The organism is Flavisphingomonas formosensis, assembly GCF_009755815.1.
Classification (GTDB): domain Bacteria; phylum Pseudomonadota; class Alphaproteobacteria; order Sphingomonadales; family Sphingomonadaceae; genus Flavisphingomonas; species Flavisphingomonas formosensis.
The window spans coordinates 30506-44513 of the sequence record NZ_WRPK01000018.1 but is presented as its reverse complement, the minus strand read 5'-3'; the positions used below and the strand labels follow the sequence as shown (position 1 = coordinate 44513).

The following is a 14008-nucleotide window of genomic DNA, read 5'->3' as shown; positions in this document are numbered from 1 at the left end:
ACGCCGCGGTATGTCTGGCGAAGTTTGGTGAGGGGCTCGGACTTGTTTAGGACCACCGCATCCTGAAAGACGGTGGTCCGTCGGTCAGCTTGCTGAGCCGTCTTTCGGTCTTACAAGCCAGATCTTGCGCTGATGGACATCGGGCGCTGGCGCGATCTTCGCTCGGCCTTCAAGATAGGTCTGGCGGCGTTGTTCCAGCCACGTTTCGACCTCCTCCAGATTCCATACCACGCACCGCGGCGTGAGATTGAACCGGCGAGGGAAGTCGCCGCGCTTCTCCATTTCGTAGATCGTGCTGTCGGCGAGCGGCACGATCAGTCGAAGTTCATGCCGTCGGATCGTTCGTGGCAGCCCTGTCAGCACGGTGGCGGGGCCGGAATACCCCACCGGGTCACTTCGTCGTCATCTTGATACGGCATCATCAGGACGCGTACACGGCTTAGCTTTTTGGTCATGTCCTATCCTCCACTGTGGAGGAGACCTGATGCAGGCAGACTTTGCCTGTCCGGGTAGGCGCCGGAATCCGATGACGCTGACGGTACTTTTTGCCGCGATCCGAGTCCGGGCGTCAGCGCTGGAACAGCGCGCACAGAGCCGATAGTAGTCGATAGATAGCTTGCGGAGATCGGTCGAAATTCCTCAACAATTTCAGCAATGTAGGTTCCTGACGGGTCCTAAGCCGGTAGTATTTGAGTGAAAAAATATTTTCTGCAATGAATTCAGATCATTGATATGATCCCGAACAATCGAGGGGGGTCGATGCCCGGACGGGTATCGCTCCGCGAGGGCAATCTCACGAATCAAGGAGGCTGCCCGAAGACACGGTGTAACTGCGGACTCGTGCGGGCAGTATCATCAGCATGAGTATCGGCAGCGCGGAACTGTCATCCTGCCATGGTTAGGTCGCTCGGCTAACTCAGCTTCAATCTAAAGGAGCTGAGCCGGACATCGACGGCGAGATACAGCAAGCAGGCAGCGTTCGAGGTCAGTCAAGCGACCCGGTATCGGCGCGGAATCCGACCGGTCTCACACTCAGCCGCTCGAATGCTACCGCCTCGGCGGCCGTCCTCGCATCGGGGCAGAGGCGAAGATTGATTCCGTGGAACCCAAGCAGCTCCACCGGCGCACCTTCGGAAGTCGCCGCCCGAATAGGGCAGGGACTTCGCGGCCTGCGGCACATGTCACGCCGCAGGTGGCTCGGCCGTCAGCCTTTTTCGTTCTCGCGCCAGAATGCGTTGGCCACGCGATTGAACTCTTCCGGATTGGCCTGCTGAACGAAAAATGGCTGGCACATTTCACGACGACATGACGACCGCCGGTGATGCGGGCCGTGTCCCTCGCCATCGACGAGGCTGAGCTGTTTGCCGCTTTGTTCGACCTCTTTTAAGGCGCGGCGGATTTCTCCATCGGTAAGGCTTGGCACTGGGGTTCTCCATCGGCTTCCAAGTGGGGTCGGCGACTGGGGTCAAAAGGGGCTTCAATCCCCCTTAAAACCGACCCCACTATGCCATTGTATCCGACTCTACGACAACCCTAAAAACCCTTATGAATCAGCGGTATCGAGCATGACCCAGCGTGATCAAAAAGGCCGAGTGGGATGGTTATACGCAACCATTATGCGTCACTCGATCCAGCCCAGCGTGGATGGATGGACGATGTTCCGAGCTACATGCCGCCAATCGCCCTAGGCGATGCGGTTCGCGCCGCCAGCGTCGGCGTCGTCCATGCTTCCGCGCGTCCGGATTTCGCGGTCGGGGACTGGGTCATGGGCATGAACGCCATCGAGGATTTCTCCGTTGCTCAGCCCGGTAGCCTGCCAACGAAAATCGACATCGCGCGGGTTCCGTCGCCTACCAACTATCTTTCGGCGATAGGCGTGACCGGCCTGACGGCTTACTTCGGCCTTCTAAACCATGGACAGCCCAAGGCGGGCGAGACGATGCTCGTGTCGGGGGCGGCGGGGGCGGTCGGCTCCGTTGTCGGGCAGATTGGCAAGATTATGGGATGCCGCGTTGTCGGCATTGCCGGCGGTGGGACGAAATGCGACCGGCTGCGTCGGGAATATGGGTTCGACGCGGCGATAGACTATCGCGGAAAGAGCGCAGACCGATTGGCGGCAGAAATTGCGGGTGTCGTTCCCGAGGGTGCCGATATCGTCTTTGAAAATGTAGGCGGTACGATCCTCGACGCGGAACTGATGAACATCGCCCAGAACGCCCGGATCATTTTATGCGGACTTATCAGCGAATATAATCATCCAGAACCCGCCGGCGCGAGGAATCTCCGGCAGATTTTCATCAAGAGCGCGACTTTGGAGGGTTTTCTGTTCGTCGAGCATACGTCTCAGTTTGCTGAGGCTGCCGCCGAAATAGGAGAATGGATTGCCGACGGAAAACTTCGGGTGGACGAGGACGTGCAGGCGGGGCTGGAGAACAGCTACGCCGCCTTCATGCGACTATTTTCCGGAGAGAATAGCGGCAAGTTGATCCTCAAGATCATTTAGCCGCGCGCGATCCGTCCAGGGGCGGCGGCTATATTGGGAGTGGAAGCCATGAGCGAGATCAAGCGGAGCTTCTGTCGCAATTGCGGAGCACAATGTGGGCTGGAGCTGGAAATCGAGGATGGAAGGATCCTGGATATCCGCGCGGATCGGTCCAATCCCGTGACGGGCGGCTATTTCTGCATCAAGGCCCTGGGTGCGATGGATCGCCAGAACGGAAAGGACCGGCTGCTGACCGCGCTGTGTGGACACGCTGGCAGTGCTCGACAGGCGATCCCCACGCGCGACGCGATCAAGGAGATCGCAAACCGGCTCTCCGATCTGGTCGAACGGCACGGTCCGCGATCCATCGGCATCTATTATGGCACCGGCGCTTATACGGCGGCGCTAACCCTGCCATTCGCTAAGGCATGGCTGGAAGCGATCGGCTCGCCGCAACTCTATTCCGCTGCGACCATCGACCAGTCGCCCAAATTCATCACCGCGCTGCGGATGGGTGCGTTCAAGTCTGGAAGGCAACCCTTCGCCTCGTCGGATGTCTGGCTACTCAGCGCGACAAATCCCCTCATTTCGCATTGGGGCGGATATGGCGGGATAACTCCCTATTCGCCGCTGTCCGATATTCGCGCGGCCAGAAAGCGCGGATTGAAGTTGATCGTTATCGACCCGCGCCGGACCGAGACTGCAAGGCAGGCCGATCTGTTCCTTCAGCCTCGTCCTGGCCAGGATGTCGCGGTGCATGCGGCGATATTGAACCACATCCTAGCAAACGAGCTTTTCGACAAGGCGTTTTGCGAGAGCTATGTCAAGAACCTCGATGTCCTTCGCGAAAAAGTGGCGGCTTATGATCTGGAAACGGCAGCCGGCCTTTCCGGCGTTCCGGCCGGGGACATTCGCGCGCCGGCGGAACTGTTCGCGCGTGGCCCGCGGGGCTGCGCGACCAGTGGCACCGGCGGCAACATGGCGCCCTTCGCCAATCTGGCCGAGCATCTCCTGGAGTGCATCAACATCGTTTGCGGCCGTTATAGACGCGCTGGAGAGCCGGTGCTTAATCCCGCACTGATCGTTCCAGGGCTAAACCGCGAAGGCGTCGTACCAGCATTTCCACTCTGGGATCATTCCCCCAGGATGTCCAGCCATCCGGACGCGGGACATGCTATATCCGACGAATTCGCCACCAACCTGCTGGCGGGCGAAATTCTCCACGAAGGGGAGGAGCTGCTGCGCGCATTGATCGTGCTGGGCGGCAATCCGGTCGTGGCCATTCCCGATTATGAGGCGGTGAAGAAGGCTTTCGAATCGCTCGAGCTGCTTGTGACGATGGACGTGCAGGCAACCGAGACGACCGCGATGTCCCATTATGTGCTGCCTTGCACGACGCCTTTTGAACGGGCTGAGTTTTCCGGCCTGACCGATGGAAATTCGCCCGGCGCGGTTTTCCAATATAGCGCTGCCATCATGCAGGCTCCACCAAAGGCCATGGAAGAGTGGGAGATATTCTACGAACTGGCCGCCGCGATGGAGCTAAAGCTTGAGTGGGAATATGTCCCCATGCTCGGCATGCCGACCGGTAGGAAGATGCGGTTGGATATGACCCGTAAGCCAAGCTGTGATGAAATGTTCGATTTCATATGCCAGCATCCAGATGTCCCGTTCGCGCGCATGAAGAAGGAAGGGGCAGGACGCGTCGCTCTTTCACCTCGATATGTCCTTCCTCCCGATCCGGACGACGAAGCGCGGCTGGATGTCATGCCCGGGGAACTGATCGAAGAGCTTGCCGAATGCCTGGCTACCCGTCAGGGGCAGCATCTTCGACCAGGGGATCTGCTGCTGCATTCGCGCCGATTGCCGAACGTGATGAACTCCAATTATATCGATACCGATCACGATCGATTACGATATGCGTTCAATCCGCTCTACATGCACCCCGAAGACATGGCTGAACGCGGTTTGACCGATGGCGAAGAAGTCGAAGTCGCCTCCAGCCACGGCAAGCTGATCGCGCGTGTCAGGGCGGACTCTTCGGAACGTCGGGGGGCGATCTCCATGCACCATGCCTGGGCAAAGCGTTATGATCGTGCAGGGGAGCAACAGCGCGCGACACCGGTCAGCGTCCTGATCGACAAAGACGGTTTACGCGAGCGGCATAATTTCGTGCCGCGAATGAGCGCCATTCCGGTCCGTGTCAGTGCGACGATGACGCGCCAGTAGTCGGCACTGTGGCGTCCCGGACCCTGGATGATCCCGTGAACCCATCCTACCCAAATTTATGTTCGCCGATTTCGATCGGCCCGCTGACGCTGAAGAACCGTGCCTATGTCGCAGGCCATAGCATGCTGTTGAGTGACGCGACTGGCATCACCGATCGGCATCGCGCCTATCTTGTCGAACGCGCGGAAGGTGGTGCCGCGATGGTCGGTATCGAATCCGCCCCCGTCCATCCTTCGTCCAAGGATGATAGGCAGAACCCGCTGCCCCTCTATTCCGATGTTATCATCCCCTCACTCGCAGGTACGGCGGACGCGGTCCATGCTGCGGGTTCCCGGTTGATGCTCGTCATGCAGCATCGCGGATCGCATGTTTCCCACATCACCAATCATGCGCCAGCGCTGGCGCCTTCTGCGATTCCGGATATCCAAACGGGCGATGTTCCACTCGCCGCAAGCAGCGCCGACCTCGCGGACATACGCGCTGCCTATGGCGCCGCCGCCAAACGATGCCGCACGGCGAGCGTCGATGTGCTCGAAATTATGGGCGCGCTGGATTATCTGATCGGTGCCTTCCTTCATCCGGCGTTGAATCTACGGACCGACGCCTATGGCGGATCTCTGGAAAACCGGGCGCGCCTGCTGATGGAAATCCTGGAGACCGTGCGGGAAGCGACCCGAGGCGCTATCCCCACAGGCGTTCGCTTGACGGTTGGCGATGTCGTGGACGAGGAGGACGAAAGCGCGTTGCAACGTGTGATCGCGACGGCAAGGCTGATCGCGGGGCAGGGCCTGGTTGACTATATCAACATCATCCGTGGCTCCTATCGCAACATGGACAATGCCATGCCCGCGATGCACTTGCCGCGCATGGGGCTCGCCGAGCAATCGACGCAATTGCGCGAAGCGATCGACGTGCCGGTTTCCTTCGCGGGAGGGATCAGGACCCCGCGTGAGGGCGAATATCTGCTCGCTAATGGGCATGCAGACCTGATCGCAATGGCGCGGACCTGGATCGCGGAACCTCACTGGATGGCGAAGCTGGAGGCAGGGAATGAAGATCAGATCCGTCCCTGTATCTCCTGTAATCAGGCTTGCACCGGCTTTCTCATGCGGGCTATGCCCGCCAGCTGTATCCTCAACCCCCGTGCGGGACGGGAGTTGGAGTTCGCACAGCCCGTAAGAGCCGTCACGCCTCGGCGTGTCGCCATCGTAGGCGGAGGACCGGCGGGACTGGAAGCTGCACGCGTCGCGGCGTCACGCGGTCATCGGGTTCGGCTTTTCGAGAGGGAGCACCGGCTCGGTGGCGACATGGCGCTTGCGGCAGCTGATCGTCAAAGGGCTGAAATGCAGCTTGCCATTGACTGGTGGCTTCGGGAATTGAACCGGCTCGGCGTTGAAATCGTGCTCGACCACGAAGTTTCTGTCGTCGAGCCTCCAGAAGCCGATGCGCTGATCTGGGCGATCGGTGCAAATCCAAGCCAGGTTACCGTTGGACGCTACCGCCCGCAACTGGTCGAGGGGATTGCCGGCGCGCAAGGCTTGCCGCACGGACGAGAATTCCTCCGTGGCGAGCGGCGAGCGAATGGTCGCGTCCTCGTGATTGACGAGGAAGGCGGGTGGCCTGTTCTCGTGCTGGCGGAGGCGCTGCGTTGCGATCCAGAGGTGACCAATGTCACGGTCATCACAGCGGAGCGCGCGGCGCTTGGCGAGAACCACACAAGCTTCACCTTCGAAGGCAGTGTTGCGGCAAGGCGGGTGGCGAAACCGGGTTTGCAGATCCGTCTAGGCACGTTTGCCACGCTGGTCGAAGACGGATGCGCAACCCTAGCGGGCGGAGAAAGGATAGGGCCGTTCGATACGATCTTCCTGTCGACGGGGACTTCGGCGCCGGACATGCCGGAGGGTAGCCAACTGGCGGGGGATTGCCTGGTCCCGCGCGGAATATGGGCTGCCGTCAGCGAGGGCCATGCGCTCGCCCTGTCGATCTGATCTCACATCAGCATCGCGGATATCAGCGTCCAGGCTTGAAATGGCCGTCTTCGTCCCTGAACTCGCGCACGGCGGCCTGGAACAGGCGATCGGCCTGTGCCCGCCCATCCCTTCGTTTCATGACAACCAGCTCCAGGTTGAGATTGGGGGGATCTATGGGTTTGTAAACGACGGTGTCGTGCTTGATCTGAAGCACATAGCTCGGCAGCAGTCCGCAACCCAATCCTATACCCACGAAATTCAGAAGATTGATGGCATGCTCGGACTCATAGACGGAACCGATCGTCGCGCCATTCAGGTCGAACAAATTGATGATGAGTTGTCGCAGCTGCGGCATGACATTGCGGTTGGGGAGGACGAGCGTTTCGCCGCTGAGGTCCTTCACGGTGATGGATCGCTCCCTGGCAAGGGCATGGGTGACGGGAACCACCGCGACGAGATCCTCCCTTGTCAAAACCTCCACATCCAGTCCGTCAGTGGCGAAAGGAAGGTAGGCGAAGCCGATGTCGATCTCGCCGGCTTTGAGCGCTTCGAGTTGCTGCGATACCTGAAGGCTGTGGAAGTTCAGCTTCACGCCCGGATGCGCGAGGCGGAAGGGAGGAATGACTGCCGGGAAAACGAGGAATCCCGCCGCCGTGCCATAGCCGATATCCAGACGACCGATGTCGCCGCTGGCCGCCTGGCGCGCGCGATCCATTCCGGCTTTCGTCTCGCGAAGCGCTTGTCGCGCATAGACGAGAAAGACCTCGCCCGCCGCTGTCAGCGTGACGCCGCGGCCAATCCGGTCGAAAAGCGGAGCACCAATCTCCTCCTCCAGTTGACGAATCTGCACGCTCAGGGCGGGCTGCGCCACGTTGAGTTGCGCGGAGGCTCGCCGAAAGTTGCATTCTTCGGCCACGGCAACGAAATATCTTAGGTGCCGCAGTTCCATGGCCGATACTCTCCCGCTATCGAATCTCTTCTATTCTCGTTGGATCGCTAATGAAATATCATTTATTGATCGCACCCGACAATAGGTGGTCCGGTGCCGGATGCTTACCGGCTTTAACAATTAAACAGGATTGATGATGACCGAGGGAATCGCACTGACGAAGACCGGCCGCGTGATCGAAATTCATATCGATCGCGCCCACAAGAAGAACTCGCTGACCGCCGATATGTATCGCGCTATGACGGAGGCACTGGCCGACGCTTCTCGTCGCGAGGAGATCGACGTGGTCCTTGTCGCTGGCAAGGGCGAAATATTCTGCGCGGGGAATGATCTCCAGGATTTCCTCGCCGGCCCCGAGGGCGGTGCGGCGGCCTTTGCCTTCGTAGGCGCGCTCGCGAGCTTCGACAAACCGATCGTTGCGGCCGTGCAGGGTATGGCGGTGGGTATCGGTACGACGATGCTGTTTCACTGCGATCTGGTCTACGCAGCGCCCGGTACCCGGTTGCTGATGCCGTTCGTCAGCCTCGGCCTTCCTCCGGAAGCCGGATCCAGCCTGTTTGCGCCGGCAGTTCTGGGCTATGCGAAGGCGGCGGCGCTGCTTATGCTGGGCGAGCCACTCGACGTCGAGGATGCAGAGCGCGCTGGACTGATTACCTCGATCGTCCCCGCCGACGACCTTCTGGCCCATGCCCGTGCCAAGGCGGCCGCCCTTGCCGCCCAGCCCGCAACGGCGCTGGCCGTCACCCGCCGGCTGATGAAGCCCGATCCGGCCGTGCTTGCCGCCCGCATCGAGCAGGAGAGTCGCTTGTTCAGGGAACTGATGCAATCGGCTGATGCGAAGGAGGCCTTCACGGCCTTTGTCGAAAAGCGAAAGCCTATGTTCAACAAGGGTCGGAAATGACCGGACGGGCGAGCCGGGCCAAGCTCGCCCGCACGATGACTTTGTGAAACGGTCTTATAACCGAGATATAGAGTGTTCCGAGGCGATTACGCACATGAACGACCGAAGTCGCGGTCAATAGATTCTCGGAACCTTCCACCGTGCGCAAAAGCGACAATCTAAAATCGAGATATTTATCGTCAGCGCCGAGAATGATTTCATCGGGATGCTCCGAAACTAGCGAAAAAAATGCGATACGCTGTGGCGCGTCGCTGATAGATTGGAGCTCTTCTCTGGTCTTTACGCCGAGCGGTTTCATGATCGCGTCTCGAAGCTGCATGAGAAGTTCGATCCAGAGTGGCCTCGCTCCGAAGGCAATGTGGGCGAGCGACACCATGTCTAGGGTGAGGAGAGGGGGAAGCTGGACGACATAGCTGTCTATCAGGTCCGCGCCCTCATACCAGTCCGCAATCCGGCTGTCGGCGGGAGGTGAAATTCTGCCGACGTGCGTCCAAGCTCTCATGCCTTCGACCCTTCAGGGATGGGCGACTTACCGCTACCTTAGAAAGCGTCGCTTCCGGCAACTGGAGGCATGTTCATAAACGGAGTAGGATCGAACCAGAAAACCCTAGCGGCGGCCAGGCGGCCTTCCTCCACCCTCCAGTCTTCGCCGGCCGTGACTGTCTTGCCGTCATGCGTGACCATCTCGAGGATCACGAAGACTCTATCGCCTTCACCGTAGATCGACGAAATAATGACGGAACGGATATCGATGGCCCCGGTGAGTGGAATCACCAAATTGTTCATTACGGCGTCCAGCCCTTCATGGACACCCCCCCAAGGCAGAAAGGCAGGACCTTCAACGCGGAAATCCTCCCGCATGATAGCTGCGACGGTGTCGATATCGCCGGACGATGCGGCCCGATAAAATTCTAAAACAACAGCCTTGTTGTTCTCGACACTGGATGCGCTAGAATTTGTCATCGTGAATATCCTGCAATACGCCGATCGGAAGGGAATGTCTTTAGTCAGAGCCGATAATGTAGTGCAGCCCCATATGCGGCGGGCATTCCCGTAAAGCGCACGGTATAGTCAGCAAGCAGGGTTGTGCCGACATTGTAAAACTTGTCGGTGACATTCCGTCCCCACAGTTCGAACCGCCACTTGGTATCGGCCGATTCGATACCTGCACGCAGATCGAGAAGCGCATAACCGGGAACATGAAGAAGGGCCTCCTTCGCCGCCACTGCCGGATCGTGGCTCAGCAGCGCGCCCGTAGTTGAGGTTCGCGCTGTGAGGCTCGCCCCATATAGCTCATAACGCCCGAGTAGACCTCAAATCGATATTGCAGGTCTGCCGTCATTTGGACTTTCGGGGTAAGCGGAAGGCCTGGCCCACGAAATCTGTCGGATGGTTACCATACGGCCCGGTGGGATCGACCGGGTTCCGGTCGACGCGGGTATGTATATAGGTCGCGTTGAATGTCAGGTTTAGCCCCGCTATGGGCTCCACTGCCACCGACGTTTCAATGCCCGCGACTTGTGTTTTCGGGATCGCGACCAGGGTCGCCTGTTTCGGGAACAAGTCCCGTTGTGTTCAGTGCCCTTGAGAGGAGCTCGCTCAAATCGTCTCCAGGCCTTACCTCCCCATGCCGGTGAGTGGGTGAATCTCGACTGCGCCCATGGCGGAATCACCCCGGCTCGGTCAACTTGCCGGTAATCTGAATGCCGGCGCCATCGACACCATAGGTCTTGTTGATGAAGATGAGGATCGAGGTCAGCGCTTCGGCCGCCGCCGAATTAGCGAGAGCCCCGCCATGCAGGCCGCGTAGCCCGCAGTCTCGGACCAGTTCGATTACGGCGCTGCGCGCGCTCTTGTCGTCACCGAATACAAGTACGTCGCACGCGATGGTCCTATCCCGTATCAGCTTGTGCGCGGCCACGCTATGAAATGCGGAGACGACCGTCACGTCGTCTCCCAATATTCCCTGCGCCCTGACGGCCGCACTGCCTTCCGCTGGTAGCTGGACTCGCATGACGCGCGGCGGAACCAAAGGGACGGTGGTATCGACGACGATCTTTCCCTTGATATGGGGAGCAATGCTGCTCAGCGTCGCTTCCTGCGCGGCAAAGGGTACGGTTACGATCACGATGTCGGCGGCGGCAGCAGCCTCTTCGTTCGAGCGTCCGCTGATGCCGAATCCCAGCCGGGAGGCGGCCGCGGAGGCGGTGTCGGGGCAGCGCGACCCAAGCAGCACCGTTCGTCCGGCTTTGGCGAGCCGACGCGCGATGGCCGCACCCAGGTCGCCCGAGCCTCCTATGACCGCTACTGGTCCATCAAATTTCTCGCTCATCTCATGAACCTGCCATCTGAAATTGTGACGCGGGAACCACGCCATAGGTTGTCGTCCGTTGCCGCAGCGGCCGGCCGGCGCACGCGGCGATCGTCGTCATTTCCTCGATGCCGCGTGGTTGCCCGTGCTGGCCTTCGGCCGCGTGCGTAATCGATTCGTCCATCAGGGTACCGCCCAGATCGTTGACGCCGGCACGCAGGGCCGAAGCGACGCCCTCCCGCCCCATCTTGACCCAGCTCGCCTGGATATTTGGAATGAGCGGATGAAGCGCGAGGCGCGTGATAGCATGCATCAGCAGCGCCTCGCGGAAACTGGGGCCCGACCGCGCCTTTCCGCTGCGCCATATCGGGGCTTCCATATGGACAAATGGCAAGGGCACAAACTCTGTGAAGCCACCGGTCTCCTCTTGCAAATCGCGGATGGCGAGCAGATGCCGCGCCCAGTGTTCATAGCCGTCGACATGGCCGAACATGATCGTCGCAGTGGACTGCAGGCCAACTTCATGTGCCGTGCGCATGACATCCAGCAATTCCCGGGCTGTCACCTTGTCGGGACAGATGATGGCGCGCACATCGTCGTCTAGAATTTCCGCCGCGGTACCTGGCAGGGTGGACAAGCCAGCCGCCTTCAATCGCGAAAGATAGGTTTCGAGGGGTTCGTTTAGGCTTTGCGGGCCATGCTGGATTTCCAAGGGATCCCTGCACAGCCGCGTGAGAGGGATGAAAACCTTACGCGAGTAGTTGACGATCCCGCCATGATGACCGATCGTCGCACGCTCCGCTAGCGCCATCAGTTCCGACAAAGGCGTCATCGCCAAAATGGAAAAGGCGGCGCTGGAAGACATTTGCGGATTGAAGACAGTCATGGTGTTCATCTCAACGGAACGGACAAGGATGGATCGCCGGTGATCTACCGAAGGTTCTTCCGCAATTCGGCCGGAGACGCGATGAAGGGATTTCCTCCGCCCATCAGGTAGCGATCCACCATTCCGCCGAAACGCTCGTTCATTTCCGATGGCAGGTCGGCGGCCGCGGCATAAGTGCCAACTTCCATCAGCAGGCCGTCGGGAATCATGTCGGCCATTCGTTCCCACTTCTCCATTTCGGGAAGATCGCTGTAGCGGACTTCGTGCAAGGCGGGTTGCAAATCCTTGTAACCGTAGAGTTCAAGCATCGATGCGTAGTTGGGCACGCTGAAATAATATGGCGCCCGTTTCCTCTGTGTATCCAGCGCGTCCTTTAACTCGTCGGCCGTTTCCACGGGGTACATGCCTGTGAAATATCCGGACATGAGGCATATTTCGAATTGGTCGCGCCTGCGGTTGCCTGATGCAAGTCCCTTGTCGATGATGGGCATCAGCACTTCGCGAAGATATCGAGGCGGCGTCAGCATCGGTATCATGCCGTCGGCGACCTCGGCCGCGACCTTCACCATGCCCGGATTGACGGCAGCCATATAGACTTTGGGAGGTCCGTAAGGGCTGACAGGCGGGGTGAAGAGTGGCTCCATGCTGGTATGCCGATAATATTTTCCCTGGAAATTGAGAGGCGTCCCTGTTTCCCAGGCTGTCCAGATCGTGCGCAGCGCCTGCACATATTCGGCCATCCGCGCGGTCGGCTCGCCATAGGGCATGCCAAAGCGATCCTCTATCTGGGTCCGAACTTGCGCGCCCAGACCTAGGATGAAGCGTCCCTTGGAAAATCTGTTCAGGGCATAGCCCATATAGGCGACGTTCATCGGGCTGCGCGCCAAGGCGACCGCGACACTGGTGCCGACCGTGATACCGGATGTATGTTCCAGCGCTCTGGTGGCGTAGAGGAAGGGATCTTCCGACAATTCAGTGATCCACACGCCATCGACGCCCTGCGCTTCAGCGGCAGCGGCCTGTTCGCCCACATCTCCCAGAGGACCAAGTAGAATCTCGTCGATCTTCGCCACGATTAAATCTGCCTCTGCAGTTTGATTGATGGCGGCTTTGTCGCGATCCTCTGCGGAGGCGTCCAATAACTATTGGAGGCGGTTCGATAGCGGGCAGATATCGACGACACGAACGGCGGCAGCCGATCGTCGAAGCGGCAACGATAAGAGACGAAAAATGCGCAGCTGCGAAGCGGATTGGCGCCTGGGAAGACCCGCCTTCGCTCCCTGCTTCAGATCGATATTGCATAGTTATCAATAGCGCAACGATATATATTAGACGCGTTGCCGCCTTACGTCGTATAAAAGTACGGGAAAGGGAAGACGAACGGAGCGGCCCCGGCTGGCCACTCGCGCGCAGTCTGAACCGCAAGATGAAGCCTGTCCATAGTGGACTGGGGCGGTCTGGGAGGGGCAATTTGGGAAGAGGGATTGACTTCGGCCAGACTGTGACCCGTCACCCATCGAAATGAAGATTTCGCGTTTGTCGGCATACGGGGGCGCCAAACGCAGAGGCGATTCGGCTGGTTGTGGGGTGATCTTGCCCAATCGACCGATGCCCCTTCACGGAATGACAACATCGAATAATGTTTAATGGCTCTGGAGATATGAGTTGCTAGAAATTTCAGCAAAAACCTCTGCCCTCGTCCTGATCGATCTTCAGAAGGGGATCGTCAATCTTCCTCTGGCTCCGCGTTCGGGCACGGAGGTCGTTTCCGCGGCATCCGGCTTGGCGCAGCGATTTCGCGATGCTGGTGCGCCAGTCGTTATCGTGAATGTCGGATTTTCCGCTGATTTCGGTGATGCGCTGCAGCAGCCTGTCGATCAGAGCTTCAGTCCCCCAGGCGGCTACGCGCCTGATTTCTCCGAGATCGTGGAGGGTTTGGCCAGCGACGGGGATATTCGAATCACAAAACGGCAATGGGGCGCCTTTTATGGCACCGAACTTGATCTTCAACTGCGCCGCCGCGGCATCAAGTCTGTCGTGATTGGCGGGATCGCGACCAACTTCGGAGTCGAATCGACGGCTCGCCAAGCTTATGAATTGGGCTACGAAGTGGTCGTGCCGGAAGATGCGACCGCAACCCTTTCGCCCGATCTGCAAAATGTTTCGATTGGCGCGATCCTGCCGCAGATTGGCCGGATTACGACTGTGTCCAACGTCGAGCTCAAATAAAGCGGAAGCCGTAACCTGGGCGCTTCAAAGACGCCGGGGCGGATAGAACGC

General features: G+C 59.3%; 13 protein-coding genes and 1 pseudogene. 5 read left to right on the top strand and 9 right to left on the bottom strand.

What is annotated here, in order from left to right:
* Positions 1 to 84: 84 nt before the first annotated feature.
* Both GQY20_RS30505 and GQY20_RS30500 read right to left on the bottom strand, forming a co-directional pair.
* Positions 85 to 387 (bottom strand): helix-turn-helix transcriptional regulator, encoded by a 303-nt coding sequence (locus tag GQY20_RS30505; protein WP_157220953.1) that lies wholly within the window; start codon positions 385 to 387, stop codon positions 85 to 87.
* Positions 388 to 1204: 817 nt separating this feature from the next.
* Positions 1205 to 1423 (bottom strand): hypothetical protein, encoded by a 219-nt coding sequence (locus GQY20_RS30500; protein ID WP_157220952.1) that lies wholly within the window; start codon positions 1421 to 1423, stop codon positions 1205 to 1207.
* A gap of 174 nt (positions 1424 to 1597) precedes the next feature.
* On the opposite strand from GQY20_RS30500, the gene GQY20_RS30495 reads away from it, so the two are divergent.
* Genes GQY20_RS30495 through GQY20_RS30485 form a run of 3 tightly spaced genes read left to right on the top strand, consistent with a single transcriptional unit; the run spans position 1598 to position 6699 of the window.
* Positions 1598 to 2503 carry an NADP-dependent oxidoreductase gene (locus tag GQY20_RS30495; RefSeq protein WP_157220951.1) on the top strand — a complete coding sequence of 302 codons (906 nt, stop codon included), beginning with the start codon at positions 1598 to 1600 and terminating at the stop codon, positions 2501 to 2503.
* A gap of 48 nt (positions 2504 to 2551) precedes the next feature.
* Positions 2552 to 4711 carry a molybdopterin-containing oxidoreductase family protein gene (locus GQY20_RS30490; protein WP_157220950.1) on the top strand — a complete coding sequence of 720 codons (2160 nt, stop codon included), beginning with the start codon at positions 2552 to 2554 and terminating at the stop codon, positions 4709 to 4711.
* 35 nt (positions 4712 to 4746) lie between these two features.
* On the top strand, positions 4747 to 6699 hold the full coding sequence (locus GQY20_RS30485) for an oxidoreductase (RefSeq protein ID WP_198351310.1): 1953 nt from the start codon (positions 4747 to 4749) through the stop codon (positions 6697 to 6699).
* Between the two features lie 22 nt (positions 6700 to 6721).
* On the opposite strand, the gene GQY20_RS30480 is transcribed toward GQY20_RS30485, so the two are convergent.
* On the bottom strand, positions 6722 to 7630 hold the full coding sequence (locus GQY20_RS30480; RefSeq protein WP_157220948.1) for a LysR substrate-binding domain-containing protein: 909 nt from the start codon (positions 7628 to 7630) through the stop codon (positions 6722 to 6724).
* Positions 7631 to 7766: 136 nt separating this feature from the next.
* Here GQY20_RS30480 and GQY20_RS30475 point away from each other — a divergent pair, with 136 nt between their 5' ends.
* The gene (locus tag GQY20_RS30475; protein WP_157220975.1) at positions 7767 to 8531 is read left to right on the top strand and encodes an enoyl-CoA hydratase-related protein; all 765 of its coding nucleotides are present in this window, start codon (positions 7767 to 7769) and stop codon (positions 8529 to 8531) included.
* On the opposite strand, the gene GQY20_RS30470 is transcribed toward GQY20_RS30475, so the two are convergent.
* From GQY20_RS30470 to GQY20_RS30445, 6 genes and pseudogenes are all read right to left on the bottom strand, one after another.
* Complete coding sequence (locus GQY20_RS30470) at positions 8512 to 9033, bottom strand: DUF2867 domain-containing protein (protein WP_157220947.1); 522 nt, start codon at positions 9031 to 9033, stop codon at positions 8512 to 8514. The genes GQY20_RS30475 and GQY20_RS30470 overlap by 20 nt on opposite strands.
* A gap of 38 nt (positions 9034 to 9071) precedes the next feature.
* A complete protein-coding gene (locus GQY20_RS30465; protein WP_157220946.1) occupies positions 9072 to 9494 on the bottom strand; it encodes a nuclear transport factor 2 family protein in 423 nt (140 codons plus the stop codon).
* Between the two features lie 44 nt (positions 9495 to 9538).
* Complete coding sequence (locus tag GQY20_RS30460) at positions 9539 to 9757, bottom strand: TonB-dependent receptor (RefSeq protein WP_157220945.1); 219 nt, start codon at positions 9755 to 9757, stop codon at positions 9539 to 9541.
* 443 nt (positions 9758 to 10200) lie between these two features.
* Complete coding sequence (npdG, locus tag GQY20_RS30455) at positions 10201 to 10863, bottom strand: NADPH-dependent F420 reductase (RefSeq protein WP_157220944.1); 663 nt, start codon at positions 10861 to 10863, stop codon at positions 10201 to 10203.
* Position 10864: 1 nt separating this feature from the next.
* Positions 10865 to 11557, bottom strand: a pseudogene (gene fbiC / locus GQY20_RS30450) (7,8-didemethyl-8-hydroxy-5-deazariboflavin synthase); the annotation flags it as partial.
* A 215-nt stretch (positions 11558 to 11772) separates the two neighbouring features.
* Positions 11773 to 12801: a TIGR03617 family F420-dependent LLM class oxidoreductase gene (locus GQY20_RS30445; protein WP_157220943.1), complete on the bottom strand. Its 1029-nt coding sequence runs from the start codon at positions 12799 to 12801 to the stop codon at positions 11773 to 11775.
* A 592-nt stretch (positions 12802 to 13393) separates the two neighbouring features.
* On the opposite strand from GQY20_RS30445, the gene GQY20_RS30440 reads away from it, so the two are divergent.
* Positions 13394 to 13957, top strand: coding sequence for a hydrolase (locus GQY20_RS30440; protein ID WP_157220942.1), 564 nt, complete (start codon positions 13394 to 13396; stop codon positions 13955 to 13957).
* The last annotated feature ends 51 nt before the right edge of the window (positions 13958 to 14008 follow it).

Coding starts and splice junctions, on each gene's coding strand:
- GQY20_RS30495 (WP_157220951.1), top strand. CDS start 1,598: ATGGTTATACGCAACCATTATGCGTCACTCGATCCAGCCCAGCGTGGA.
- GQY20_RS30490 (WP_157220950.1), top strand. CDS start 2,552: ATGAGCGAGATCAAGCGGAGCTTCTGTCGCAATTGCGGAGCACAATGT.
- GQY20_RS30480 (WP_157220948.1), bottom strand. CDS start 7,630: ATGGAACTGCGGCACCTAAGATATTTCGTTGCCGTGGCCGAAGAATGC.
- GQY20_RS30475 (WP_157220975.1), top strand. CDS start 7,767: ATGACCGAGGGAATCGCACTGACGAAGACCGGCCGCGTGATCGAAATT.
- GQY20_RS30470 (WP_157220947.1), bottom strand. CDS start 9,033: ATGAGAGCTTGGACGCACGTCGGCAGAATTTCACCTCCCGCCGACAGC.
- GQY20_RS30465 (WP_157220946.1), bottom strand. CDS start 9,494: ATGACAAATTCTAGCGCATCCAGTGTCGAGAACAACAAGGCTGTTGTT.
- npdG (WP_157220944.1), bottom strand. CDS start 10,863: ATGAGCGAGAAATTTGATGGACCAGTAGCGGTCATAGGAGGCTCGGGC.